The sequence below is a fragment of the Streptomyces torulosus genome (assembly GCF_001419765.1).
Lineage (GTDB): Bacteria > Actinomycetota > Actinomycetes > Streptomycetales > Streptomycetaceae > Streptomyces > Streptomyces torulosus.
Genome location: NZ_LIRK01000028.1, coordinates 1 through 25,280, shown reverse-complemented (window position 1 = coordinate 25,280; position 25,280 = coordinate 1). Strand labels below are relative to the sequence as shown.

Here is a 25,280-nt window from a genome sequence, read left to right as displayed (position 1 = left end):
GGGGCCGTGGGCGGGCGAACGCTCCGGGCAGGAATGGGGCGGGAGTGGTGTGGAGGGGCAATGTCGTGCGGGAGTTCACTCGTGTGAGTGACGCTGGGCGTCGTGTTGCCCACAGCTGCGCCGTTCGTGCGGTCCGGCGGTGCCGGAACACTCGTACGGCCTGGCATCCTTGGACAGGTACGACGTAGCGAGACGTGCTACGCAGACCACGCAGAAGCGGCCTCGCGCGGTCCACCCTCGCCGCCGGATCCTTCTGTACGTTTCGTCGTGACCGTCCGACCCCGAACCAGGAGCCCCGGCCACGTGAGCCACGTGAGCAGCCACTCACCGCACGGCCAGTCGCCGCTGCGAACCGTGCAAGTGCTCGGCGGCGGCAGCGCGGTGAGCAGCGCGCATGTGCGGTCGCTGACCTCGGGACTCGTCGCCCGGGGCGTACGGGTCACCGTGTGCGCCCCCCACGAGACCGACGGCGTCCACGACTTCACCGGCGTCGGCGCCCGCCACGTCCATGTGCCCCGCCGCAGCGACCCCGCCTCCGTGGCCACCCTGCGCAACGCCTGCGCCGACGCCGACCTGGTCCACGCGCACGGCCTGCACGCCGGCTTCCGCGCCACCCTCGCGCTCGGCGGGCGGCGCACCCCGCTCGTGGTCACCTGGCACACCCGGTCCTACGCCGAGGGCGCGCGGGCCCATCTGCTGCGGCTGCTGGAGCGACGGGTCGCCAAGGCCGCCGCCGTGGTGCTCGGGACCTCCTCCGAACTCGTCGACCGCGCCCGCAGCCGGGGCGCCCGCGACGCCCGGCTCGCCGCCGTCTCCGTGCCCGCGCTCCGCCGGAACGGCGACGACGACACCGACCGGCACCGTTCCAAGACCCGGGCCGAACTCGGCGCGACCGACCGGCCGTTGCTCATGGCCGCCGACGCGCTCGACCGCCACCGGGGGTACGAGACGCTGCTCGACGCGGCCCGGGAATGGCGGGGCCTCGACCCCGAGCCGCTCGTCGTGATCGTGGGCGAGGGCCCGCAGTGGAGCACCCTCCAGCGGCGCATCGAGGACGAGGAGCTGCCCGTACGGCTCATCGGGCGGCGCGACGACATCGGCGAGCTGGTCGCGGCCGCCGACCTGGCGCTGCTGCCCGGCGGACCCGAGGCGCGCTCGGTCCTCGCCCAGGAAGCGCTCCACGCGCGCGTACCGCTCGTCGCGGCCTCCGCCGGGTCGGTGCCCGAACTCGTGGGCGACGCTGCCGCGCTCGTCCCGTTCGGGGACGCCGGGGCGTTCGCCGAGGCCGTGGCGCGCCTGCTGAAGGACCCCGCGCTCCAGGACGAACTGCGCGACAGGGGCACCCGGCAGGCCGCGACCTGGCCCACCGAGGACGAGACGGTGGCCCAGGTGCTCAGCGTCTACGACGAGTTGACCGACCTTCGGCCCCTCATGTGACGCCACACCCGCGTGCCTTGAGGTTGCCTCCTACGGCACGTGTCTGCGGGCTCTGAGCGCCAGGCTCAGGGCCAGGACCGTCTGCGGGTCGTCCAGGTCCGTGCCGAGCAGTTCGCCGATGCGGGCGAGGCGGTTGTAGAGGGTCTGCCGGTTCAGGTGCAGCTCGCGGGCCGTCTCCGCCTTGCGGCCCGCGTGGGCGAGATACGTCTGCAGGGTCGGCAGCAGCGGCGGCCGGGAGCGGCTGTCGTGGTCGAGGAGGGGGCCGAGCGCGCGGTCCACGAAGGCGGCCAGGTCGGGGTGGTCGCGCAGCCGCCACAGCAGCAGGTCGATGTCGAGCCGCCGGGCGTCGTACCAGGGGCGGTCGGCCAGCCCCTGCGCGGCCGTCGCCGTCTCCGCCGCGTGCCTGAGCCCCGCCGAGGCGGCCGCCCAGCCACCGGGCACCCCGACGACCACCACGGGCGGCCGTCCGCCCGGCCGCTGCAACCCGGCCCGCTCCACGCCGGCCCGCAGCGCCGCCGCGACCTTGTCCGCCACCGCCGGACGCTCCGCCTCCTCCCGCAGCCCCACCAGCAGCGGGACGCGGCCCTCGACCGGCCGTACCCCCAGCAGGACGGGGACACCCACCAGGGTCAGCTCCTCGCCGACCGCTCGGGCCAGCACCGCCCAGCCACCGCCCGGCGACAGGCCGTCGGCGAGCCGCATCACCACCGGCAGCAGGGGCCCGCCACCCGGTCGGAAGCCCAGCACACGAGCCTGGGCGGGGGCGTCCTCCGCCTCGATACGGCCCTCGGCGAGATCGGTGAGGAAGTCGCCGCGTCCGCGCGCCGCCAGCTCCTCCTCCTGCCGGGCCTGCATCAGGACGACGGCGAGGACGCCGGCCGCACGCTCGGCGGCCATCCGGTGCACCGGGGCCAAGGGAGCGACCACGGGCAGGAGGACCAGCCGGGCCCGTACCGAGCCCGTGCCCGGTCCGCCGCCCGGTACGTCGACGATGGTCGTCCCGGTCGGCGGCTCGTCCTGGTGCCGGTCGCGCAGCCCCTCCCACACCTGGAGCGGATCGGTGTCGGCGGGCCCGGCCCCGGCGGCGTACAGGAGTTGGCCGTCGGCGGTCTCCAGGAAGACCGGGTTGCCGCTGAAGTCGGCCAGGATGCCGAGGACCTGGGGGACCCCACCGCCGCCGAGCAGCGCCTCGGTGCAGCGCCGGTGGACCTCCTCGGCCTGCTGGAGGAGGGCGTAGTGGCCGTTGACGATCTCGGTGTGGATCTCCTCGGTGACCGTCACGAACGCCACCTCGCGGTGCAGTTGGACCAGGGGGAGACCGGCCGAGCGCGCGGTCTCCACCAGGGCCGGGGGTAGGCGTGTGAACCGCGTGCCCAGCTCGACGACGAGCGCTGCGATACCGCGCTCGGCCAGCGTCCGTACAAACGCCCGCTGGTCGGCGGGGCGCGTACCGAGCCCGTAGCCGGTGGTCAGCAGCAGCTCGCCGCCCTTGAGGAGGGAGGCGATGTTGGGGACCTCGCCCGCGTGGACCCAGCGCACGGTCCGCTCCAGCCGGTCGGCGCCGGCCAGGATCTCCGGCAGCCCGCCGCGCAGCCCGGGCAGCTCCAGCGCCCGCCGCACGGTGATACCGCCCTGTGCCTCACGACCGTCGGCGGGTACGCGGCTGTCACGGGTGTCCATGGACCGGACGGTACCCGCGCGCGGGCCGACCGGGCATCTTCGCGCCGGGAGCCGCTCGCGGAAGCGCCCGGCGGGGGAGCGCTCAGTGGCCGGTGGAGGCGCGCTCAAGGGGCGGTGGAGGCGCGCTCACATGCCCGGGGAAGCGCGCTCAGTGGGCGGCGGGCCGGCCCTTCGGGTCGCGCGGCGGGATGTTGTGGTTGAAGCGGAACACGTTGTCGGGGTCGTACTCGGCCTTCACCGCCATCAGCCGCCGGGCGTTGTCGGCGCCCAGGCCCGCCAGGACCCGGCCCTCGCCCTCGTCGCCGATGAAGTTCAGATAGACCGCGCCGGTGCTCCACGGCCGGACGTGCTCGCGGACGTCCCGTACCCACTGGATGGCCCGCTCGTCGTCCGCCGGGTCCTCCCAGACGCCGAAGGGGTGCACGGCCCACGGCGCGTCCCGGTACGGCACCGGGTACTCGGCGGGGCCGTCGGCGACCGCGCCGCCGTACGGGAAGAGGATGTGCTGCGAGTTGGTCGGCACGGGCATCGACCGGGCCTCGGCGCAGAAGACGTCGACCACCTCGTCCGGCAGACCGGCCAGGTACTCCGCCGACCAGTAGTTCCGCAGGCCCGGCGGATCGTCGATCATGCACTGCACGTCCGCGTACGGCATCGCGCCGACCACCTCGGCCTCGTGCGGCAGCGCCAGCAGCGGCTGGGCGATCTTGCGCATGTCGTCCTCGGTGCCGGCGTAGGTCAGGAGCATCCCGCACACGAGCCGGCCCACCATGTGCTCGGGGACGAACTCCTCGGGCGGGCCGGTGAAGTACAGGACGCCCCCGCCGGCCTCGCGCGGGCCGTTCTCGAGGACCTCGCGGTAGACGCGGACGGCCTCCTGGCCGTGCTCCGGTTCGTACAGCAGCAGGGCGATCGCGAAGGCGGGCAGTTCGTGCAGACGCAGGGTGAGGGCGGTGGCGACGCCGAAGTTGCCGCCGCCGCCGTGCAGGGCCCAGAACAGCTCCGGGTTCTCCTCGGCGGTCGCGTGGACCGCGCGGCCGTCGGCGGTCACCAGTTCCACGCCGAGGAGGTTGTCGACGGCGAGGCCGAAGGCCCGTTCCAGCCAGCCGCTGCCGCCGCCGAGGACGAAGCCGCCGACGCCGGTGGTGGAGGCCCGGCCGCCGGTGGTGGCGAGACCGTACGGCTCGGTGGCGCGGTCGAGGTGGCTCATGGTGGCGCCGCCCTCGACACGGACGCTGCGCGCGGCGGGGTCGACCGTGACCGAGTGCATCCGGCGCAGGTCGATGACCAGGCCGTTGTCGTTGAGGGCCGATCCGGCCACGCTGTGGCCGCCGCCGCGCACCGCGATGTTGAGGTCGAGGTCACGGCCGAAGCGCACGGCCCGTACGACATCGGTCGGGTTCTCGCACTGGGCGATCACCGCCGGACGCCGGTCGATCATCCCGTTGAACACCGTCCGGGCGTCGTCGTACCCGGGGTCCCCCGGGGCGAGTACCTCGCCGGTCAGATCCTCGCGGAGTTCGGTCAGCGCCGTGTGGGCCTTGGAAAGGGGAGCCATGACCGGCCCCTTTCAGCCAGGAGACAGGACTTCCTCCAGGCTAGGCGGGTAAGGCGGATCGGTCCTGTTCGAACCCGGGGGCGCCCACAGGGTGGACGCGAGCCCTTCGGACCAGGCGCAAGCGCTTGCTGCGTGCGCCTGATCGTGCGCTGATCCGCCGCCGTGCGCGGCGGATCGGGGGCGTGCGTCAGCCGCCGTACGCCCCCGATGCGGTCAGGCGGAGGGCCGTGTCGATGAGGGGGACATGGCTGAACGCCTGGGGGAAGTTGCCGACCTGACGCTTCAGCTCCGGGTCCCACTCCTCGGCCAGGAGGCCCAGGTCGTTGCGGAGCGACAGCAGCTTCTCGAACAGCTTGCGGGCCTCGTCGACGCGGCCGATCATCGCCAGGTCGTCCGCCATCCAGAACGAGCAGGCGAGGAACGCGCCCTCGTCGCCCGGCAGCCCGTCCACGCCCTCGTCCTCACCGGCGGTCGGGTAGCGCAGGATGAAGCCGTCCGGGGTCGACAGCTCCCGCTGGATCGCCTCGATGGTGCCGATGACGCGCTTGTCGTCCGGCGGCAGGAAGCCCATCTGCGGGATCAGCAGCAGCGACGCGTCCAGCTCCTTCGAGCCGTACGACTGCGTGAAGGTGTTGCGCTCCTTGTCGTAGCCCTTCTCACACACGTCCCGGTGGATGTCGTCGCGCAGCTCGCGCCACTTCTCCAGCGGGCCGTCCGCGTCACCGGACTCGATGAGCTTGATCGTGCGGTCCACCGCGACCCAGGCCATGACCTTGGAGTGCACGAAGTGGCGTCGCGGCCCGCGGACCTCCCAGATGCCCTCGTCGGGCTCGTCCCAGTGGTCCTCCAGGTAGCGGATCAGCTTCAGCTGGAGCAGGGAGGCGTAGTCGTTGCGGGCCAGACCCGTCATGTGGGCCAGGTGCAGGGCCTCGGTGACCTCGCCGTACACGTCCAGCTGGAGCTGGTGCGCGGCGCCGTTGCCGACCCGGACGGGCGCGGAGTTCTCGTAGCCGGGGAGCCACTCCAGCTCCGCCTCGCCCAGCTCCCGCTCACCGGCGATGCCGTACATGATCTGCAGGTTCTCCGGGTCGCCGGCGACCGCCCGCAGCAGCCACTCGCGCCAGGCGCGGGCCTCGTCCCGGTACCCGGTGCGCAGCAGCGAGGAGAGGGTGATCGCCGCGTCGCGCAGCCAGGTGTAGCGGTAGTCCCAGTTGCGGACGCCGCCGATGTGCTCGGGGAGGGAGGTCGTCGGCGCGGCGACGATGCCGCCGGTCGGGGCGTACGTCAGGGCCTTCAGCGTGATCAGCGAGCGGACCACCGCCTCGCGGTACGGGCCGTGGTACGTGCAGTGCTCCACCCACTCCCGCCAGAACTCCTCCGTGGCCTGCAGCGACGGCTCGGGCTCGGGCAGCGGCGGCGGCTCCTTGTGAGAAGGCTGCCAGGAGATGGTGAAGGCGATGCGGTCGCCCGGGGTCACCGTGAAGTCGGAGTAGGTCGTCAGCGCCTTGCCGTAGGTCTCGCACTCGGTGTCGAACCACACAGAATCCGGGCCGGCGACGGCCACCGTCCGCCCCTCGTGCTTGTGCACCCAGGGCACGACCCGGCCGTACGAGAAGCGCATCCGCAGCGCCGAGCGCATCGGGACGCGGCCGCTGACGCCCTCGACGATCCGGATCAGCTGGGGGGCGCCGTCACGGGGCGGCATGAAGTCGGTCACACGGACCGTGCCGCGTGGGGTGTCCCACTCGGATTCCAGGATCAGCGAGTCGCCGCGGTACCGGCGGCGGGACGCCGTCGGCGGCTCGGCGTCGGCCGCGTGGGCGGGGCCCAGACGCCAGAAACCGTGCTCCTCGGTGCCGAGAAGGCCCGCGAAGACGGCATGGGAATCGAAGCGGGGCAGGCACAGCCAGTCGACCGTCCCGTCCCGGCAGACCAGGGCAGCGGTCTGCATGTCTCCGATGAGTGCGTAGTCTTCGATGCGCCCGGCCACGTGCAACTCCAGTCGAACGGCCACGTCGCCCCCCGAGGGGCGGTCGCTGTGCGGTGTGCGGTCAAGGGACCCGAGGGATCGACAAAGGATCGGTGCTTCCAGAGTGATCCAAGGGGCGGTGTCATGCGATGTCGCTCAACGATCCTCAACGCATATGAGGCCATCGTTGCTCAACGAACTGACGAGCTCGCATGTTTCCGGAGACGGGCGGGGGTGGTGCCGTTTCCCCGGCCGGGCTCGGCAGCGAGTGTCCGAAGAGGATACGACGCACCGGGGGGCTGCGCGTGCCGCTCCAGGCAACACGAGTGGGCCGAACGAGTGAGCCAGGGGTGACCCGCGGCCGGTATTCGCCGACTGTCGTACGAAGTCCGTGGCGGCCCGTGCGCGGAGCGTGGCCGGAAGCGATCGTGGCCGGTCGCTGATACCCTGGTAGCCCGTGGACCGGTGGGCGCCCCGACTCGCAAGGGACCCCCGAACCGCAGCGACGGCACCCCCCGACGACCCGATCGGGCGGCGGCCGACCCGCACCCAGAACCGCGACCACGGGAGCCCCCTCTTGGCCATGCCGCCCGCTGCTTTCCGAAACAGCACCACGACGACCAAGCACATCTTCGTCACCGGGGGTGTCGCCTCCTCGCTCGGCAAGGGTCTGACCGCCTCCAGCCTCGGCATGCTGCTCAAGGCCCGCGGCCTGCGCGTGGTGATGCAGAAGCTCGACCCGTACTTGAACGTCGACCCGGGCACGATGAACCCCTTCCAGCACGGTGAGGTCTTCGTCACCAACGACGGCGCCGAGACCGACCTGGACATCGGACACTACGAGCGCTTCCTCGACCGTGACTTGGACGGCTCTGCCAATGTCACTACAGGCCAGGTCTACAACACCGTCATCGCCAAGGAGCGGCGCGGCGAGTACCTGGGCGACACCGTGCAGGTCATCCCGCACATCACCAACGAGATCAAGCACCGCATCCGGCGCATGGCGTCCGACGAGGTCGACGTCGTCATCACGGAGGTCGGCGGCACGGTCGGCGACATCGAGTCGCTGCCGTTCCTGGAGACCGTCCGCCAGGTCCGCCACGAGGTCGGCCGTGACAACGTCTTCGTCGTCCACATCTCGCTCCTGCCGTACATCGGCCCCTCCGGGGAGCTGAAGACGAAGCCGACGCAGCACTCGGTTGCGGCGCTGCGCAACATCGGTATTCAGCCAGATGCGATCGTGCTGCGCTGCGACCGCGAGGTGCCCGCCGCGATCAAGCGGAAGATCTCCCTCATGTGCGACGTCGACGAGGCCGCCGTCGTCGCCTGTCCCGACGCCCGCTCGATCTACGACATCCCGAAGACCGTGCACGGCGAGGGCCTCGACGCCTATGTCGTCCGCAAGCTGGACCTGCCGTTCCGCGACGTGGACTGGACGACCTGGGACGACCTGCTCGACCGCGTCCACAACCCGCAGCACGAGATCAACCTCGCGCTCGTCGGCAAGTACATCGACCTGCCCGACGCCTACCTCTCGGTCACCGAGGCGCTGCGCGCGGGCGGCTTCGCCAACAAGGCCCGGGTGAAGATCAAGTGGGTCACCTCCGACGACTGCAAGACCCCGGCCGGCGCCGCGGCGCAGCTCGCCGACGTCGACGCCATCTGCATCCCCGGCGGCTTCGGCGACCGCGGTGTCTCCGGCAAGGTCGGCGCCATCCAGTACGCCCGCGAGAACCGCATCCCGCTGCTGGGCCTCTGCCTCGGTCTGCAGTGCATCGTCATCGAGGCCGCGCGCAACCTCGCCGACATCCCGGACGCCAACTCCACCGAGTTCGACTCCGCCACCGCCCACCCGGTGATCTCCACCATGGCCGAGCAGCTCGACATCGTCGCCGGTGAGGGCGACATGGGCGGCACGATGCGCCTGGGCATGTACCCGGCCAAGCTCGCCGAGGGCTCGATCGTGCGCGAGGTGTACGACGGCAAGGAGTACGTCGAGGAGCGGCACCGCCACCGCTACGAGGTGAACAACGCCTACCGCGCGGAACTGGAGAAGAAGGCGGGTCTGCAGTTCACCGGCACCTCGCCCGACGGCAAGCTCGTCGAGTACGTCGAGTACCCGCGCGAGGTCCACCCCTACCTGGTCGCGACGCAGGCGCACCCCGAGCTGCGCTCCCGTCCGACCCGCCCGCACCCGCTCTTCGCGGGTCTGGTCAAGGCCGCCGTGGAGCGGAAGACCGCGGGAAAGTGACAGCAAGTCGCGGCTGGTGACGGCCAGTTGCGCGACGCAGGAGTTGTACGGTGACCGGGGTGCGTCTCTTTCGGGAGGTGCGCCCCGGTTTCATGGCACGTGTGGGAGGACGAGTCGACATGACGATCAAGGACACCGCCGAGGAGTGGGAGGTCCGGGCGAGCGAGACGCCGTTCACCGGCAACAAGACCTCCGTGCGCACCGACGACGTGGTCATGCCCGACGGCTCGGTGGTCCGGCGGGACTACCAGGTCCACCCCGGTTCCGTCGCCGTTCTCGCCCTCGACGACCAGGACCGCGTGCTGGTGCTCCGCCAGTACCGCCACCCCGTGCGCCAGAAGCTGTGGGAGATCCCGGCGGGCCTGCTGGACGTGCCGGGCGAGAACCCGCTGCACGCCGCCCAGCGCGAGCTCTACGAGGAGGCGCACGTCAAGGCGGAGGACTGGCGGGTGCTGACCGACGTCTACACCACCCCCGGCGGCTGTGACGAGGCCGTCCGCATCTTCCTCGCCCGCGACCTCTCCGAGGCCGACGGACGGCGCTTCGAGGTGGAGGACGAGGAGGCCGACATGGAGTTGGCCCGGGTGCCCCTCGACGAGCTGGTCCGGGGTGTGCTCGCCGGGGAGCTGCACAACAACTGCCTGGTGGTGGGCGCGCTGTCGCTGGTGGCGGCGCGCAGCGGCGACGGGGTGGACGCGCTGCGTCCGGCCGAGGCGCCGTGGCCCGCGCGCCCGTTCGAGTCGTAGGGGTCGGTCCCTCGACGGTGGCAGTCGTACGATCTTCTGATCCGATCGAGGGATCTGCCCGCCCCGCTCCGCCGAGATCGTCGCAGAGCGTGAACTAGGCTCGGGAAACGCCCGAACCGGAGTCCCGGCGGGCTGGCTCGTGCGGTGGGACGGGAGTGTGGCCCGTGGCGGATCAGGCGGTGGACACCGGGGGAGCCCCGGCGTCCGGAACAGGGCGGCCCCCGGCTGTCGAGGCCGCCCCCACGGACAGTCAGTTCCTCGGCAGGACACGGGAGTTGAAGGAGCTGCGGGCCGACATCGACCGCGCCGGGCTCAACACCCTCGCCGGCCGCAAGGCACCGCACGCGCGCGTGCTGCTCATCGCCGGCCGGCCCGGCTTCGGCCGCACGGCGCTCGCCGAGGAACTCGTCCGGCAGATCGCCCACGGTTACCCCGACGGGGTGCTGCGGGTTCGTCTCGCCGAGCCGGACGGCACCCGCGTCCCGGTCGAGCGGGCCGCCGGTCATCTGCTCGGCGGACTCGGTCTCCCGGTCCCTGCCGGGGCCGACGAGGACGACCTCAGCGAGGCGCTCCGGGATGCGCTGGCGGACCGCCGGGTGGTGCTGCTGCTGGACGACGCGGTCGACGCCGAGCAGGTGGACGCGCTGCTGCCGGACACACCCGACTCGCTGGTCGTCGCGGTCTCCGGGGGGCCGCTGACGGGCATCTCCGACGTCCGCCCGTGCACCCTGGGCGGACTGGACACCAAGTCCGCGGTGGCCCTGCTGGAACGCTTCACCGGCTCGGTGCGCATCACCGTCGACCCGCGCTCCGCCGAGATCCTCGCCGAGGTGTGCGCCGCCCAGCCCGCCGCGCTGCGGCTCGCCGGGGGATGGCTCGCCGCCCGGCCCACCGCAGCCGTCTCCGACCTGGCCAAACAACTGCGCGCCGAGGACGACGAGGGCCCGGTCCTCGCCAGGGTCTTCCGGCTCTCGTACACGGCGCTGCCGGGCACCGCCGCCCGGATACTGCGCCTGCTCGCCCTCGCCCCGGCCGGCCTGGTCGACCCGCACATCGCCTCCGGGCTCGCCGGCTGCTCGGTCGACGCGGCCCGCACCGCGCTGGACGACTTCGTGGCCCTGGGGTTCCTGCACCGGGCCGACTCGGCGATGCCCCAGTACGAGGTCCCCGGCTGCCTCCAGCCGCTGCTGCGCGCCGCCGCCGAGAGCCAGGAGAAGCCTGGCGAGCTCCAGCTGGCCCGTGCACGGATGCTGGAGCGGACGGTACGGCTGCTCCAGTCCTGCCGGGCCATCACCGAGACCGACAGCCCGCTCGCTCGCGAGAAGCTCCTGGAGATGCCCAAGGCGCTGCGGTTCCCGAGCCCCCGGGCCGCCGAGGAGTGGCTGCGGGTCCGCCGGCCCGCGCTGCTCGCCGCCGCCCGGCTCGCCGTCGCCGACGGCCAGCTGGACACCCTCGCCCGACGGCTGATGTCCCAGCTCGTCCGGGCGCTGGTGGCGCACTTCGGCACCCAGGCCGTGGCCGCCGACCTGTACGGCGTGCACCGGCTCGTCCTCGATGTCGCCGAGCGCCGGGACCTGCCCCGCGAGAAGGCGGCGGCCCTGCTGAACCTGGGGGACCTGGACGCCCGCACCGGCCGGACGAAGGCGGCGCTGGCCCGCTACCGGGCCGCCCTCGACGCCGGTCGGCAGGCGAACGACCCCTATGCGACCGGCCGCGCGATGGAATCCGTAGGCGGCGCCCATCAGGAGCTGGAGGACTACGAACGGGCCGCCGACTGGTACGGCAGGGCGCTCGCCCAGCGGCTCGCCCGCGACGAGCGCGAGGACGCCGCCCGGCTGTACGGCCGTATCGCCACCGCGTACACCTACGCCGGCCGCTACGGCGAGGCGCTGCGCAACTGGAGCTCGGCCCTCACCGGCCACCGCAGACTCGGTGATGTGGGCGCCCAGGCGAGGGTGTTGAGCGAGATGGCCCGCGTCCAGGAGTACGCGGGGCGTCCCGAGGAGGCACTGTCCACCTGCCAGGAGGCCGTGGAGTGGGCGCGGCGCGCCGGGGACGTCCGGTTGCAGGCCGCGCTCCAGATCCGGCTCGGCGACACCCTGGAACGGCTCGGCGACCCGGCGGCGGCCCGGCTGCACCGGGGGGCCGCCGAGCGGCTGCTCGACGGCGAGAACACGCCACCCGAAACCGGTGGGACCGGCGAGACGGAGCCGGAACACGGCCCTAACGCCTACGAAATCCGTAGTGCATCCGCGAAAGATTGATGCATTGAAAGGCTAGACAGCGGGGATACCTTCATTAGACTGGCTGCGCCGCCGGTTCTCCTGCGGTGTCTCCCGGTGCGCTCCGATGCGTACGGGTATGTCCTGCATCGTGCGGGCATGTACCGATTGTGCGTGCGCGCCCCCACACCCCTCCGATCCAAGGACCGTGATCGACGTGAAGGTCGGCATCCCCCGCGAGGTCAAGAACAACGAGTTCCGAGTGGCGATCACCCCGGCCGGTGTGCATGAGCTGGTGCGCCACGGCCACCAGGTCGTCGTCGAAGAGGGCGCCGGTGTCGGTTCGTCGATCCCGGACGCCGAGTACGTCGCCGCCGGCGCCCAGATCCTGGCCACGGCCGACGAGGTGTGGGCCGCCGCCGACCTGCTGCTCAAGGTCAAGGAGCCCATCGCCGAGGAGTACCACCGCCTCCGCAAGGACCAGACCCTCTTCACCTATCTGCACCTGGCCGCGTCCAAGGAATGCACCGACGCGCTCGTCGAGTCGGGCACCACCGCGATCGCCTACGAGACCGTCGAACTGCCGAACCGCGCGCTGCCGCTGCTCGCCCCCATGTCCGAGGTCGCGGGCCGCCTCGCGCCCCAGGTCGGCGCCTACCACCTGATGCGGGCCAACGGCGGCCGCGGTGTGCTCCCCGGCGGTGTGCCGGGCGTGCTCGCCGGACGGGCCGTGGTGATCGGCGGCGGTGTCTCCGGCTGGAACGCCGCACAGATCGCCATCGGCATGGGCTTCCACGTGACCCTGCTCGACAAGGACATCAACAAGCTCAAGGAAGCCGACAAGATCTTCGGCACGAAGATCCAGACCGTCGTCTCCAACGCCTTCGAACTGGAGAAGGCGTGCCTGGAGGCCGACCTCGTCATCGGCGCCGTCCTCATCCCGGGCGCCAAGGCGCCGAAGCTGGTCACCAACGAGCTGGTGTCGCGGATGAAGCCCGGAAGTGTCCTTGTCGACATCGCGATCGACCAGGGCGGCTGCTTCGAGGACTCGCGGCCCACCACGCACGCCGAACCGACCTTCCAGGTCCACGAGTCGGTCTTCTACTGCGTCGCCAACATGCCCGGCGCGGTGCCCAACACCTCCACCTACGCGCTGACCAACGCCACGCTGCCGTACATCGTGGAACTCGCCGACCACGGCTGGGTCGAGGCGCTGCGCCGCGACCCCGCGCTGGCCAAGGGCCTCAACACCCATGACGGGGCGGTCGTTTACCGCGAGGTCGCGGAGGCGCACGGACTGGAGCACACCGAACTGGCCTCGCTCCTCGGCTGACCGAAGGGCTGTCGACGGGCTGCTTTGAGTCACCTTTCAGTAAAAGGCGATACGTCAACACAGGTCGTCAACAGCGGTTTCCCGGCCGGATCTTGCCCGACAAGGTCCGGCCGGATGTGTGTATGGTCACTTTGCGACACTCGCGCAACTCGCCTCGAACGTAACCCTTCGGATGTTTCACGCACCGGTGAAACCTGCTGTGCGACGGCCCTACGCCCTTGACAGCCGCATGTTTCATTGCCGACACATCGGGCCGGGTCCGGCGGATTGTGTTGCTGCGGACCGCCGACACGCCATAGAGTCGCCAACCGTCGGCATGGTGCCACGCTGACCTATCTAGAAGTTTCCTGGTCACCAAGGAGGTAAGACGACTTGTGAATGAGTCGACATTTACTCCCGGGGGTGGTCAACCAGGAATGCCTGCGCGGGTCTCGGGACCCACGGGGTTCGCGGCTGTCGGCTCCGTCGCAGTCCGCACCTTCGCAGCCCACCAGGGTCACCAGTCCTCAGGGGTGACTCAGCCAGCACACCAGAGCATGGATGGCCAACACGTGAACGCCATGGCCGGCGACGGAAGTGGCGGGGTCCACAACCACTTCGCCGACTACGACGAGTTGCCCGACGGGCACTTCTACGACCCCGACGCCGAGTACGAGCCCGATCCGGAGTACGCGGCGACGCTCGCGCCCGACGCGGCCCGTCAGCGCCGCGAGCGCATCGGCCCGACCGGGCGCCCGCTGCCGTACTTCCCGATCCCGGGCCCGCTGACCGACCACGGCCCCGCGACGATCATCGCGATGTGCAACCAGAAGGGCGGCGTCGGCAAGACCACGTCGACCATCAACCTGGGTGCCGCGCTCGCGGAGTACGGACGCCGCGTCCTCCTCGTCGACTTCGACCCGCAGGGCGCCCTCTCGGTCGGCCTCGGGGTGAACCCGATGGAGCTCGACCTCACGGTCTACAACCTGCTCATGGAGCGGGGCATGTCGGCCGACGAGGTCCTGCTGAAGACCGCGGTCCCGAACATGGACCTGCTGCCGAGCAACATCGACCTCTCGGCGGCCGAGGTCCAGCTCGTCTCCGAGGTCGCGCGCGAGTCCACGCTCCAGAGGGCGCTGAAGCCGCTGATGGCCGACTACGACTACATCGTCATCGACTGTCAGCCCTCGCTCGGCCTGCTCACCGTGAACGCCCTGACGGCCGCGCACAAGGTCATCGTGCCGCTGGAGTGCGAGTTCTTCGCGCTGCGCGGTGTCGCGCTGCTGACGGAGACCATCGAGAAGGTCCAGGAGCGGCTCAACCCCGAGCTGGAGCTCGACGGCATCCTCGCCACCATGTACGACTCCCGCACGGTGCACAGCCGTGAGGTGCTCGCGCGGGTCGTCGAGGCGTTCGACGACCACGTCTACCACACGGTCATCGGGCGCACGGTCCGCTTCCCGGAGACCACGGTCGCCGGTGAGCCGATCACCACGTACGCCTCCAACTCCGTCGGTGCCGCCGCCTACCGCCAGCTCGCCAGGGAGGTGCTCGCCCGGTGTCACGCCGAGTGAGTCTGCCGGGGGCCGACGAACTCTTCCGTACGACAGGGGGAATGGCGCTTCAGCCGTCCACTCCCCGACGGGGGGCCAACGGAGAAGCCCGTGTGCCCGCTCCCGCCGGGGAGAGCGACGTCGGCGCCGTGGAGGACGCGCCGCCGTCGGTGCCCGTGCAGGGCGGCGACGGCGAGGGGTCCGAGCATGTGGCCGCGGACGCCGAGTCCGACGAGCAGCCGCGCAGCCGGTCCGCCGCCGCGGGGGCCGAGCGGGCCGCCGCCGGGCGCCAGCCGAAGCCGCAGGAAGGTTCTGCCGCGCCGGGCGCGGCCGCCGGGGCCGCGCCGCGCAAGCGGGGGCGGGCCGCCGGGCGCCGGCCCAGTGGGCGTGAGCGGCACGACGAGAAGATCACCGTGTATGTGTCCGCCGAGGAGCTGATGGACCTCGAACACGCGCGGCTGGTGCTGCGCGGGGAGCACGGGCTGGCCGTCGACCGCGGGCGGATCGTCCGGGAGGCCGTCGCCGTGGTGCTGGCGGATCTGGAGTCCCGCGGGGACGCGAGCATCCTCGTACGACGGCTGCGGGGGCGGTAGGAGTAGCCTGCGGGGGCTATGACCTCGTATGACCCCTCGTCGTCGGCGGCGCCCCCCGGCGGTCCCGCCGGCCGTCGGCGTGCGCTGGGGAGAGGGCCGGTGGCTCCGCCGGTCGAGCCGGAGGCGGACGGCGAGCCGTCGGCCGAGGAGCGTGCTCCGGCCGAGGCCGGTGGGGCGTCGTGCCCACCCGTTCCGCCCTGCGGAACGACTGCCCACAACGCTGACGGCGGTGAACGGACCACGTCCGCTGCCGTGCCTGCCGAAGCGGCGCGAGCGGCGCGTGAGGAAGGGACCCGGGCCGGGGCGGGATCGGACGCCGACGGGTCCCGGGCGGTGGCCGGTGCGGGCACCCCGCAGGTGGACGAGAGTCCTACGGCCACCGGTGACGTCGGGGATCAGGGCCCCGGCTCTTCGGACGGGGGCGGCGACGGCGGGGTCTTCAAGGTGCGGCTCGCCAACTTCGAGGGGCCGTTCGATCTGCTGTTGCAGTTGATCTCGAAGCACAAGCTGGATGTCACCGAGGTCGCGCTGTCCAAGGTCACCGACGAGTTCATGGCGCACATCCGCGGTATGGGGCCGGACTGGGACCTCGACGAGACGACCGAGTTCCTCGTCGTCGCCGCGACGCTGCTCGATCTGAAGGCGGCCCGGCTGCTGCCCTCCGCCGAGGTGGAGGACGAGGGCGACCTCGCGCTCCTCGAAGCCCGTGACCTGCTGTTCGCCCGCCTGCTGCAGTACCGGGCGTACAAGCAGATCGCGGAGATCTTCAACGGACGGCTGGAGGAGGAGGCCCGGCGCTACCCCCGTACCGTCGGCCTCGAGCCGCAGCACGCGGAGCTGCTGCCCGAGGTGGTCATCAGCATCGGGGCGGAAGGATTCGCCAGGCTGGCCGTGAAGGCCATGCAGCCGAAGCCCAAGCCCCAGGTGTACGTCGACCACATCCACGCGCCCCTCGTCAGCGTCCAGGAGCAGGCCGGGATCGTCGTCGCGCGGCTGCGGGAGCTGGGGGAGGCCAGCTTCCGCGTGCTCGTCGAGGACACCGACGACACCCTGACCGTCGTGGCCCGGTTCCTGGCGCTGCTGGAGCTGTACCGGGAGAAGGCCGTGGCCCTGGACCAGGAGACCGCCCTCGGCGACCTGATCGTCCGCTGGACGGGCGGGGACGGCGACGCGGAACCCGTGGTCACGGACGAGTTCGACCGGCCGCCCGAGCCCCCCAAGGAGGAGAAGGCGTGAGCGAGGAGACGACCGAGGTGACCGTGGGGTCCGGGGGGCCGCGTACCGTCGCCGACCTCGACCTCAAGCCCGCTCTGGAGGCCGTCCTCATGGTCGTGGACGAGCCCGCGACGGAGGAGCACCTGAGCAAGATCCTGGAGCGGCCGAAGCGGCAGATCGCCAAGGCGCTGCGGGAACTGGCCGACGACTACACCGCGCAGGGGCGCGGGTTCGAGCTGCGGCTGATCGCCGGGGGGTGGCGGTTCTACACCCGCCCCGTGTACGCGGCCGCCGTGGAGCGGTTCGTGTTGGACGGGCAGCAGGCCCGGCTCACGCAGGCCGCGCTGGAGACGCTGGCCGTGGTGGCGTACCGCCAGCCGGTCAGCCGCAGCCGCGTCTCCGCGGTGCGCGGGGTCAACTGTGACGGGGTCATGCGGACCCTGCTCCAGCGCGGGTTGGTGGAGGAGGCGGGCACGGAACCCGAATCAGGTGCGATCCTGTACAGGACGACGAACTACTTCCTGGAGCGGATGGGCCTGCGCGGCCTGGACGAGCTACCGGAACTGGCGCCCTTCCTCCCGGAGGCCGAGGCGATCGAGGCCGAGACCCAGGAAGCCGTACCGTCGTTCGATCCGGATGCCCCGGACGCGGACGACGGACCCACGTCGGCCATGACTGACACGACGACGACGGAACTTTGATGCGAAGCAGTGGTAGCGGCAAGAGCGGCGGGCGCGGTAACCACCGCGGTGCCGGCAACAACAGGGACCAGAAGCAGGGCGGCCAGGGCCGTCCCCGCAAGCCCCGCCCCGAGGAGCGCCGCTACGACGTGGGCCCCGGCGGGACGCAGGACGGCCCGAAGTCCGGGCGGGGCGCCTCCGCGCGCGGCGGCGCCAAGGGCGGCCCCAAGCAGGCGCAGCAGCCCCGCGGGCGCGGTCGTTCGGCCCCGGCGACCTCGCGCGAGTACGACGCGCGCGCCGAGGAGCGCAACCGGGAGCGGTACGCGGGCAAGAAGGACGTCAAGCTGCCCAAGACCTTCCCGGGCGCCGAGCAGGAGGGCGAGCGGCTGCAGAAGGTGCTCGCCCGCGCCGGCTACGGCTCCCGGCGCGCCTGCGAGGAGCTGATCGAGCAGGCCCGCGTCGAGGTCAACGGCGAGATCGTCACCGAGCAGGGCCGTCGCGTCGACCCGGAGAAGGACGAGGTCAAGGTCGACGGTCTGACCGTGGCGACCCAGTCGTACCAGTTCTTCTCCCTCAACAAGCCCGCCGGGGTCGTGTCCACCATGGAGGACCCGGAGGGCCGGCAGTGCCTCGGTGACTACGTGACCAACCGGGAGACCCGGCTGTTCCACGTGGGCCGCCTGGACACCGAGACCGAGGGTGTCATCCTGCTCACCAACCACGGCGAGCTGGCGCACCGGCTGACGCACCCCAAGTACGGCGTGAAGAAGACCTACGTCGCGCACATCGTCGGCCCGATCCCGCGCGACCTGGGCAAGCGGCTCAAGGACGGCATCCAGCTGGAGGACGGGTACGCGCGCGCCGACCACTTCCGGGTCGTCGAGCAGACCGGCAAGAACTACCTCGTCGAGGTCACCCTCCACGAGGGGCGCAAGCACATCGTGCGCCGGATGCTGGCCGAGGCCGGCTTCCCCGTCGACAAGCTGGTCCGCACCGCCTTCGGGCCGATCACCCTCGGCGACCAGAAGTCGGGCTGGCTGCGCCGCCTGTCGAACACCGAGGTCGGGATGCTGATGGGGGAGGTCGACCTCTAGGTCTCCCGGAGTTCAGCGGTGGGCCGGTCCCGGGTCTGTGCCCGGGGGCGGCCCTTTGCCGTTTCCGGCCCCGCTCTTGGCGTTCCTTTCCCCGTAAAAGGGTTGTGCGCCCACCCCCGCGCATTTATAGTCGGGATGACTATTAGTCAGGGTGACCATAAAGGGGGCGACGGACATGACCTCACCCGAGGGCTACGACAAGTACGCCTTCGAGCCCTTCGCCGTCACCGTCGACCTCGCCGTCCTCACCCTCCGCGCGGGCACCCTCCAGGTGCTGCTCGTCGAGCGCGGCCAGGAGCCCTACGCCGGGCGCTGGGCGCTGCCCGGCGGGTTCGTGCTGCCGGACGAGTCGGCCGAGGAGGCCGCCTGGCGGGAGCTCGCGGAGGAGACCGGTGTCACGGACGCCTCGGGGCTCCACCTGGAGCAGCTGCGCACCTACAGCGAGCCCGGCCGGGACCCCCGGATGCGGGTCGTCACCGTCGCGTTCGCCGCCCTGCTGCCCGATCCGCCCGTCCCGCACGGCGGTGGCGACGCCGCCCAGGCCCAGTGGCTGCGCTTCGACGCCATCGGGCCCCTCGCCTTCGACCACGACCGCATCCTCGCCGACGCACACGAACGCGTCGGCGCCAAGCTCGAGTACACCTGTCTCGCCACCGCCTTCTGTCCCCCCGAGTTCACGCTCGGCGAACTGCAGCAGGTCTACGAGACCGTGTGGGGCACTCCCCTCGACCGGCCCAACTTCCGGCGCAAGGTGCTGGCCACGCCGGGCTTCGTCGAACAGGTGCCCGGCGCCGCCCGCCTGACCGGCGGACGCGGCAAGCCCGCCGCGCTGTACCGAGCGGGTGGGGCCACCGCCCTGCACCCGCCCCTGCTGCGACCCACCACGGAAGGACGGCCCCGATGACCATGACGCTGCTCGCGAAGCGCGCCGCCACCGGATCCCTGCTCGGCCTCGCCCTCGGGGACGCGCTCGGCTTCCCCACCGAGTTCAACGACGTACCGTCGATCCTCGCCAAGTGCGGCCCCTGGCGGAAGATGGAGCTGCCGAGGCCCGCGATCGTCACCGACGACACCCAGATGACCCTGGCGCTCGGCCATGGGCTGCGGGCCGCCATGGACCGCGGGGTGCTCGGCCCCGAGGCCCTGGAGAAGGCCGTCCGCAAGGAGTTCGTCGGCTGGTCCCGTTCCCCGGAGAACAACCGCGCCCCCGGCCAGACCTGCCTGGTCGCCTGCGACCTCCTCGCACGGGAGCGCCACCCCTGGCAGTTCGCCAGCCAGATCCACTCCAAGGGCTGCGGCGCCAACATGCGGGTCGCGCCCCTCGGCCTCATCGGCCCGCTCAGCGACGAACAGCGCGCCGGCGCCTCCCAGTTGCAGGCCGCCCTCACCCACGGCCACCCCACCGCGCTCGCCGCCGCCGACCTCACCGCCCACGCCGTGCGCCTGCTCGCCCAGGGCGCCGAACCGCTCGGCCTGGTCGGACAACTGCGCTCGTACGCCTACGAGAACCGCTCCCGCTACCACGCGCGCTGGCTCGGCGACCTGTGGACCTACAGCCAGGACCCCTCGCCCGAGCACTACATCGCCCGCGGCTGGGACGAGTGCCTCGACGCCCTGGACCGTGTCCAGCAGGCCCTGCGCGCCCCGTCCCCGGAGATCGACCCGTGCCTCGCCACCGGGGAGGGCTGGATCGCCGAGGAGGCCCTCGCCACCGGACTGCTGTGCTTCCTGCTCTTCGTCGACGAGCCCGTCACCGCGTTGCGCCGCGCCGCCTGCACCTCCGGCGACTCGGACTCCATCGCCTGCCTCACAGGTGCCTTCGCGGGCGCCCACCACGGGCCGGCCGCCTGGCCCGTGGAGTGGGCCGACCGGATCGAGTACCAGGGCGACCTCGTGTCGCTGGGGGCGCTCTGGGACGCTTGAGGGATGACCGACGCCCTCGACATCGACCTGGCCCCGGTGGTCGCGGAACAGCCCGATCCCCTGCTGTTCGCCACCGTCTCCGGAGCCCACCTGTACGGCTTCCCCTCCCGCGACTCCGACGTCGACCTGCGCGGCGTGCATCTGCTGCCCGCCGCCCACCTGGTCGGGCTGAGGGAGCCTGAGGAGACACGGTCGAAGATGTGGGATCGGGACGGCGTCGAGATGGACCTCGTCACCCACGACCTGCGCAAGTTCGTACGGCTGATGCTGCGCCGCAACGGCTATGTGCTGGAGCAGCTGCTCTCCCCGCTCGTCGTGCACACCGGGGAGGCGCACCGCGAACTGATCTCCCTCGCGCCGGGTGTTCTCACCCGGCACCACGCCCACCACTACCGCGGTTTCGCCATCACCCAGTGGCGGCTGTTCGAGAAGACCGGTGAACTCAAGCCGCTGCTCTACACGTTCCGGGTGCTGCTCACCGGCATCCACCTCATGCGCGGCGGCGAGGTGCAGGCCCATCTGCCGAGCCTGCTGTCGCTGGTCGAGGAGGCCCCCGCGTATCTGCCGGACCTCGTCGCCGCGAAGGCGGCACAGGAGCACGGCAAGGCCGAGGTGGACCAGGACCGCGTGGCCGAGGACGTGGAGCGGCTGCAGAAGACGCTCGACGAGGAACAGGCCCTGTCAGCGCTGCCGGAGAGTCCCTCCGCGTACGACGCCCTGCACGACTTCGTGATCCGGGTCCGCCTCGACGGCCCGAAGGGCTGACGCGCGCCGGGTGCGGAAGAGGAAGTCCTCGACCCGGGCCCGGTCCGGCTCCCCCGGCAGCGGGGAGCGGGCCGCCGCCTCCTCGGTCTCGGCGGCCAGCCGGGCCATCCACGCCTCGACCCGGTCCCAGGGCACCTCGCCGCGTTTGACCGCCAGCAGGGGCTCGCGCTGGTCACCCACGTCGATGGTGAGCGCGCCCGTGCGCAGCAGGTCACGGCAGCTCATCAGCAGGCGCAGCAGATGCATGGCGTGCTTCCAGCGGGGCGCGCCGTGCGTGCGGACGTCCGCCTCCAGCTTCTTGCGCTGGCCGAGGGCGTACCGGGCGAACGTCTCGTGGGCCTGCCGCGACAGGAACGCCTCGCGCAGGGACAGCAGCTCGCGGCCCGTGTCGTCGAGGTGTTCCACCAGGGGGGAGTGCAGGCACTCCAGGATGTTCGGGTTGGCGCGCAGGGCCAGCTCGCAGAAGCGCTCCAGCTCCCAGCCGAACTGCTCCTCGCCCGGCCCCTCCACATGCGTCGGCGGCTTCTCGAAGCGCCAGAACAGGGCGGTCGGCGCCAGGAACACACCCCGCCGGTCCGTGTCGCTGTCGTCCGTCGCGAGACCGAAGGCGCGTGACCCCATCACACAGGAGTAGATCGTGTGGTCGCGGACCAGGGCGTGGGCGGGCGAGGGCTGCATGCCGGGAGCGTACGGGGCCGGCTCAGGCCAGCCGAATCGAATTTCCCGAGACCGTGATCTGCTCGGCGGGCAGCGGCCGCTGGGCGGGGCCGTGCTCCACCGCGCCGTCGGTGACGCTGAACTTGCTCCCGTGGCACGGGCAGTTGATCGTGCCGTCCTCGACCGTGGTCACGAGGCAGGCGCGGTGGGTGCAGACCGCCGAGAACGCCTTGAAGTCGCCCTCCTGGGGTTGGGTGACGACGACCTTCTCGTCCTTGAAGATCTTGCCGCCGCCGACCGGGATGTCGGCCGTCGTCGCCAGCGCCTCGGCCCCGCCGCCCGTGCCGGTGCCCTCCGGGGTCGAGGTCCCGTCCGAGCCGCCGTCGTCACCGCCTCCGCCGCAGCCCGCGAGCAACGCCGCCGTGCCCGCCGCGCCGGTGGCCAGCACCGTGCGCCGTGTCGTACCCATCGTCATGTCGTCGCTCCGGAGGTGAGGTGCAGAAAACAGCATCTTGGCACTGAAAACATCACAGAAGAAGTAAATCGGGTAGAGGGCTCGAAACGTTCCAGTGGGGTCGAACATCTCGGCAGGCGGGCGGCGCGCACCCGACCGGCGCGGGCTCACTAGGCTGGATGTACACAGAGCCGGGATGTACAGCAGGTAAGGAGCCAAACCGTGGCGGTACGAGCGGTCCGGGGCGCCGTCCAACTCGACGAGGACCAGGCGGCGCACATGGACGAGCGGGTGGGTGAACTGCTCACCGCCGTCCTGGAGCGCAACGGGCTCACCCAGGACGACCTGATCAGCATCTGGTTCACGGCCACGCCCGATCTGCACAGCGACTTCCCGGCCGCCGCCGCCCGCAAGCTCGGCATCGTCGACGTACCGCTGATCTGCGCGCAGGAACTCGACATCGACGGCGCGATGCCCCGCGTCGTACGGATCCTCGCGCACATCGAGTCCGACCGGCCCCGCTCCGAGATCGCGCACGTCTACCTGGGCGCCGCGGCCGCACTCCGCAAGGACATCGCCCAGTGAGAACCGCACTCGTCATCGGCACCGGCCTCATCGGCACCTCCGCCGCGCTCGCCCTCGCCCAGCGCGGTGTGACCGTCCACCTCACCGACCACGACCCCGAGCAGGCCCGGACGGCGGCCGCGCTCGGCGCCGGCACCGACGAGGCGCCCACCGGGCCCGTGGACCTCGCGGTCGTCGCCGCCCCGCCCGCGCACGTGGCCGCGACCCTCGCCGACGCCATGCGCCGGGGCCTCGCCCGCGGCTACCTCGACGTGGCCTCCGTCAAGGGCGGCCCCCGGCGCGAGCTGGACGCGCTGGGTCTCGACCTCTCCGCCTACATCGGCAGCCACCCCATGTCGGGCCGGGAGAAGTCCGGCCCCCTGGCCGCCACCGGCGACCTCTTCGAGGGCCGGCCCTGGGTGCTCACCCCGACCCGCGACACGGACACCGAGGTCCTGAACCTCGCCCTGGAGCTGGTCTCGCACTGCCGGGCCGTGCCCGTCGTCATGGACGCCGACGCCCACGACCGGGCCGTCGCCCTGGTCTCCCACATGCCGCACCTGGTCTCCAGCCTCGTCGCCGCACGCCTGGAGCACGCCGAGGAGGCCGCCGTACGGCTGTGCGGGCAGGGCATCCGGGACGTGACCCGCATCGCGGCCTCCGACCCGCGCATGTGGATCGACATCCTCTCCGCCAACCCCGGCCCCGTCGCCGACCTCCTCACCGACGTCGCCGCCGACCTCGACGAGACCGTCCAGGCCCTGCGCGCCCTCCAGGCCTCCGACGAGGCCAAGCGCCGCGAGGGCACCACCGGCATCGAGGACGTCCTGCGCCGCGGCAACGCCGGCCAGGTCCGCGTCCCCGGCAAGCACGGCTCCGCGCCGCGCGTCTACGAGACCGTGGCCGTCCTCATCGACGACCAGCCCGGCCAGCTCGCCCGGATCTTCGCCGACGCCGGCGCGGCCGGCGTCAACATCGAGGACGTCCGCATCGAGCACGCCACCGGCCAGCAGGCCGGCCTGGTCCAGCTGATGGTCGAACCGAAGGCGGTGCCGGTGCTGACGGGCGCCCTGCGCGAGCGCGGGTGGGCGCTGCGGCAGTGACACCGGCCCGTCCGCTCGTCGGGCGGCCCGCAGCGGGGGTGCCGTCGCGGGCAGGGCCGGACGGGCTACGCGCACCCAGTACCCTTGTCCGGGGCGCCTTCCGTCTCGCCCCGCCACCTCGGAACAGGAAAGGTGCCCCCCAGTGGAACGCGCCACAGTGATCGTTGCCATCGACGGCCCCTCCGGCACGGGCAAGTCGAGCACCTCGAAGGCCGTGGCCGCACAGCTCGGGCTGAGCTACCTCGACACAGGCGCCCAGTACCGGGCGATCACGTGGTGGATGGTCACCAACGGCATCGACATAGACGACCCGTCGGCCATCGCCGCCGTGGCCGGCAAACCGGAGATCATCTCGGGCACCGACCCGTCCGCGCCGACCATCACGGTCGACGGCACGGACGTCGCCGCCCCGATCCGCACCCAGGACGTCACCTCCAAGGTCAGCGCGGTCAGCGCCGTACCGGAGGTCCGCGCGCGGATCACCGAGCTGCAGCGTTCCATCGCCGCCGACGCCGAGAACGGCATCGTCGTCGAGGGCCGCGACATCGGCACGACCGTACTGCCGGACGCCGACCTGAAGATCTTCCTCACCGCCTCCCCGGAGGCCCGCGCGGCCCGCCGCAGCGGCGAGCTGAAGAGCACCGACGTCCAGGCGACCCGCGAGGCCCTCCTGAAGCGGGACGCCGCCGACTCCAGCCGCAAGACCTCGCCGCTCGCCAAGGCGGACGACGCGGTCGAGGTGGACACCTCGGACCTCACCCTCCAGCAGGTCATCGAGTGCGTCGTCACCCTCGTCGAGGAGAAGCGGGCGGCGAAGTGAGCGAGGCGTCTTCGGACCGCGCCCCCTCGGGCCGCACCCCGTCGGCCGAGGCCCCCTCGGTACGGGGCGCCGAGGTCGGCCGTCGCATCGGCGTCGGCCTGATGTACGGGCTGTGGAAGCCGCGCGTGCTGGGTGCCTGGAAGGTCCCCACGACCGGCCCGGTGATCCTCGCCGTGAACCACTCCCACAACATCGACGGCCCCATGGTCATGGGCGTGGCGCCCCGGCCGACGCACTTCCTCATCAAGAAGGAGGCGTTCATCGGTCCCCTCGACCCCTTCCTGCTCGGCATCGGGCAGGTCAAGGTGGACCGTTCGACCGCCGACCGCACCGCCATCACCCAGGCGCTCGCCGTCCTGGAGCACGGCGGTGTGTTGGGCATCTTCCCGGAGGGCACCCGGGGCGAGGGCGACTTCGCCTCGCTGCGCGCCGGGCTCTCCTACTTCGCGGTCCGCAGCGGCGCGGCGATCGTCCCGGTGGCCGTCCTGGGAAGCACGGAGCGGCGCGGACGGTTGATCAAGGGGCTGCCTCCGCTGCGCTCCCGCGTCGACGTCGTCTTCGGCGACCCGTTCGAGGCGGGCGACGGCAGCGGCCGCCGGACGCGCAAGGCCCTCGACGAGGCGACCGAGCGCATCCAGAAGCAGCTCGGCGCACACCTGGACCACGCCCGGCGGCTCACCGGCC

The 25,280-nt window shown here is 72.0% G+C and carries 22 protein-coding genes; 17 read left to right on the top strand and 5 right to left on the bottom strand.

From position 1 onward, the window contains the following. The first annotated feature begins 303 nt into the window (after positions 1-303). Complete coding sequence (locus AOK23_RS03015; protein ID WP_055711193.1) at positions 304-1,437, top strand: glycosyltransferase family 4 protein; 1,134 nt, start codon at positions 304-306, stop codon at positions 1,435-1,437. A gap of 30 nt (positions 1,438-1,467) precedes the next feature. Here the strand turns inward: AOK23_RS03015 and AOK23_RS03010 are convergent, their stop codons facing one another. From AOK23_RS03010 to AOK23_RS03000, 3 genes are all read right to left on the bottom strand, one after another. After that, entirely contained in the window at positions 1,468-3,117 is a 1,650-nt protein-coding gene (locus AOK23_RS03010; protein ID WP_055711192.1) for a PucR family transcriptional regulator, read from the bottom strand. A gap of 148 nt (positions 3,118-3,265) precedes the next feature. After that, positions 3,266-4,675 (bottom strand): FAD-binding oxidoreductase, encoded by a 1,410-nt coding sequence (locus tag AOK23_RS03005; protein WP_055711191.1) that lies wholly within the window; start codon positions 4,673-4,675, stop codon positions 3,266-3,268. A gap of 187 nt (positions 4,676-4,862) precedes the next feature. Then, positions 4,863-6,665, bottom strand: coding sequence for a glycoside hydrolase family 15 protein (locus tag AOK23_RS03000; protein WP_055514387.1), 1,803 nt, complete (start codon positions 6,663-6,665; stop codon positions 4,863-4,865). 562 nt (positions 6,666-7,227) lie between these two features. On the opposite strand from AOK23_RS03000, the gene AOK23_RS02995 reads away from it, so the two are divergent. From AOK23_RS02995 to AOK23_RS02940, 12 genes are all read left to right on the top strand, one after another. Next, positions 7,228-8,895 (top strand): CTP synthase, encoded by a 1,668-nt coding sequence (locus AOK23_RS02995; protein WP_055711190.1) that lies wholly within the window; start codon positions 7,228-7,230, stop codon positions 8,893-8,895. Between the two features lie 119 nt (positions 8,896-9,014). Next, entirely contained in the window at positions 9,015-9,641 is a 627-nt protein-coding gene (locus AOK23_RS02990; RefSeq protein WP_055514391.1) for an NUDIX domain-containing protein, read from the top strand. A 164-nt stretch (positions 9,642-9,805) separates the two neighbouring features. Next, a complete protein-coding gene (locus tag AOK23_RS02985) occupies positions 9,806-11,905 on the top strand; it encodes a tetratricopeptide repeat protein (RefSeq protein ID WP_055711189.1) in 2,100 nt (699 codons plus the stop codon). Between the two features lie 166 nt (positions 11,906-12,071). Next, positions 12,072-13,196, top strand: coding sequence for an alanine dehydrogenase (ald, locus tag AOK23_RS02980; RefSeq protein WP_055711188.1), 1,125 nt, complete (start codon positions 12,072-12,074; stop codon positions 13,194-13,196). Positions 13,197-13,612: 416 nt separating this feature from the next. Continuing rightward, entirely contained in the window at positions 13,613-14,749 is a 1,137-nt protein-coding gene (locus tag AOK23_RS02975; RefSeq protein WP_079049249.1) for a ParA family protein, read from the top strand. Then, entirely contained in the window at positions 14,734-15,321 is a 588-nt protein-coding gene (locus AOK23_RS02970) for a hypothetical protein (RefSeq protein WP_079049248.1), read from the top strand. The genes AOK23_RS02975 and AOK23_RS02970 overlap by 16 nt, the downstream gene beginning before the upstream one ends. Positions 15,322-15,339: 18 nt before the next feature. Continuing rightward, positions 15,340-16,557, top strand: a complete 1,218-nt coding sequence (locus AOK23_RS02965; RefSeq protein ID WP_079049247.1) for a segregation and condensation protein A — start codon at positions 15,340-15,342, stop codon at positions 16,555-16,557. Continuing rightward, positions 16,554-17,237: an SMC-Scp complex subunit ScpB gene (scpB, locus tag AOK23_RS02960; protein WP_055711185.1), complete on the top strand. Its 684-nt coding sequence runs from the start codon at positions 16,554-16,556 to the stop codon at positions 17,235-17,237. Before AOK23_RS02965 ends, scpB begins: the two co-directional genes overlap by 4 nt. Next, positions 17,237-18,310: a pseudouridine synthase gene (locus tag AOK23_RS02955; protein WP_055711184.1), complete on the top strand. Its 1,074-nt coding sequence runs from the start codon at positions 17,237-17,239 to the stop codon at positions 18,308-18,310. Before scpB ends, AOK23_RS02955 begins: the two co-directional genes overlap by 1 nt. A gap of 175 nt (positions 18,311-18,485) precedes the next feature. Continuing rightward, a complete protein-coding gene (locus tag AOK23_RS02950; protein WP_055711183.1) occupies positions 18,486-19,214 on the top strand; it encodes an NUDIX hydrolase in 729 nt (242 codons plus the stop codon). Then, on the top strand, positions 19,211-20,233 hold the full coding sequence (locus AOK23_RS02945; protein WP_055711182.1) for an ADP-ribosylglycohydrolase family protein: 1,023 nt from the start codon (positions 19,211-19,213) through the stop codon (positions 20,231-20,233). Before AOK23_RS02950 ends, AOK23_RS02945 begins: the two co-directional genes overlap by 4 nt. Before the next feature lie 3 nt (positions 20,234-20,236). After that, positions 20,237-20,998 carry a nucleotidyltransferase domain-containing protein gene (locus tag AOK23_RS02940; RefSeq protein WP_055711181.1) on the top strand — a complete coding sequence of 254 codons (762 nt, stop codon included), beginning with the start codon at positions 20,237-20,239 and terminating at the stop codon, positions 20,996-20,998. Here AOK23_RS02940 and AOK23_RS02935 read toward each other — a convergent pair. After that, a complete protein-coding gene (locus tag AOK23_RS02935) occupies positions 20,915-21,676 on the bottom strand; it encodes a nucleotidyltransferase domain-containing protein (protein WP_055711180.1) in 762 nt (253 codons plus the stop codon). The two genes, AOK23_RS02940 and AOK23_RS02935, sit on opposite strands and share 84 nt — an antisense overlap. Before the next feature lie 22 nt (positions 21,677-21,698). Beyond that, entirely contained in the window at positions 21,699-22,130 is a 432-nt protein-coding gene (locus tag AOK23_RS02930) for a Rieske (2Fe-2S) protein (RefSeq protein ID WP_055711179.1), read from the bottom strand. 201 nt (positions 22,131-22,331) lie between these two features. Here AOK23_RS02930 and aroH point away from each other — a divergent pair, with 201 nt between their 5' ends. From aroH to AOK23_RS02910, 4 genes are all read left to right on the top strand, one after another. Beyond that, on the top strand, positions 22,332-22,694 hold the full coding sequence (aroH, locus tag AOK23_RS02925) for a chorismate mutase (protein ID WP_055711178.1): 363 nt from the start codon (positions 22,332-22,334) through the stop codon (positions 22,692-22,694). Beyond that, positions 22,691-23,776 (top strand): prephenate dehydrogenase, encoded by a 1,086-nt coding sequence (locus tag AOK23_RS02920; RefSeq protein ID WP_055711177.1) that lies wholly within the window; start codon positions 22,691-22,693, stop codon positions 23,774-23,776. Before aroH ends, AOK23_RS02920 begins: the two co-directional genes overlap by 4 nt. Before the next feature lie 142 nt (positions 23,777-23,918). Continuing rightward, positions 23,919-24,596: a (d)CMP kinase gene (cmk, locus tag AOK23_RS02915; RefSeq protein ID WP_055711176.1), complete on the top strand. Its 678-nt coding sequence runs from the start codon at positions 23,919-23,921 to the stop codon at positions 24,594-24,596. Beyond that, on the top strand, positions 24,554-25,280 hold a 727-nt coding region (locus AOK23_RS02910; RefSeq protein WP_240496227.1), incomplete at its 3' end, for a lysophospholipid acyltransferase family protein. The genes cmk and AOK23_RS02910, both read left to right, overlap by 43 nt.

Excerpts from the sequence above, each read along its gene's own strand:
- AOK23_RS02930 (WP_055711179.1), bottom strand. The coding sequence starts at position 22,130 with ATGACGATGGGTACGACACGGCGCACGGTGCTGGCCACCGGCGCGGCG.
- AOK23_RS03005 (WP_055711191.1), bottom strand. The coding sequence starts at position 4,675 with ATGGCTCCCCTTTCCAAGGCCCACACGGCGCTGACCGAACTCCGCGAG.
- AOK23_RS02945 (WP_055711182.1), top strand. The coding sequence starts at position 19,211 with ATGACCATGACGCTGCTCGCGAAGCGCGCCGCCACCGGATCCCTGCTC.
- AOK23_RS02990 (WP_055514391.1), top strand. The coding sequence starts at position 9,015 with ATGACGATCAAGGACACCGCCGAGGAGTGGGAGGTCCGGGCGAGCGAG.
- AOK23_RS03010 (WP_055711192.1), bottom strand. The coding sequence starts at position 3,117 with ATGGACACCCGTGACAGCCGCGTACCCGCCGACGGTCGTGAGGCACAG.
- AOK23_RS02995 (WP_055711190.1), top strand. The coding sequence starts at position 7,228 with ATGCCGCCCGCTGCTTTCCGAAACAGCACCACGACGACCAAGCACATC.
- AOK23_RS02940 (WP_055711181.1), top strand. The coding sequence starts at position 20,237 with ATGACCGACGCCCTCGACATCGACCTGGCCCCGGTGGTCGCGGAACAG.
- AOK23_RS02955 (WP_055711184.1), top strand. The coding sequence starts at position 17,237 with ATGCGAAGCAGTGGTAGCGGCAAGAGCGGCGGGCGCGGTAACCACCGC.
- AOK23_RS02935 (WP_055711180.1), bottom strand. The coding sequence starts at position 21,676 with ATGCAGCCCTCGCCCGCCCACGCCCTGGTCCGCGACCACACGATCTAC.
- AOK23_RS02950 (WP_055711183.1), top strand. The coding sequence starts at position 18,486 with ATGACCTCACCCGAGGGCTACGACAAGTACGCCTTCGAGCCCTTCGCC.
- AOK23_RS02975 (WP_079049249.1), top strand. The coding sequence starts at position 13,613 with ATGCCTGCGCGGGTCTCGGGACCCACGGGGTTCGCGGCTGTCGGCTCC.
- AOK23_RS02965 (WP_079049247.1), top strand. The coding sequence starts at position 15,340 with ATGACCTCGTATGACCCCTCGTCGTCGGCGGCGCCCCCCGGCGGTCCC.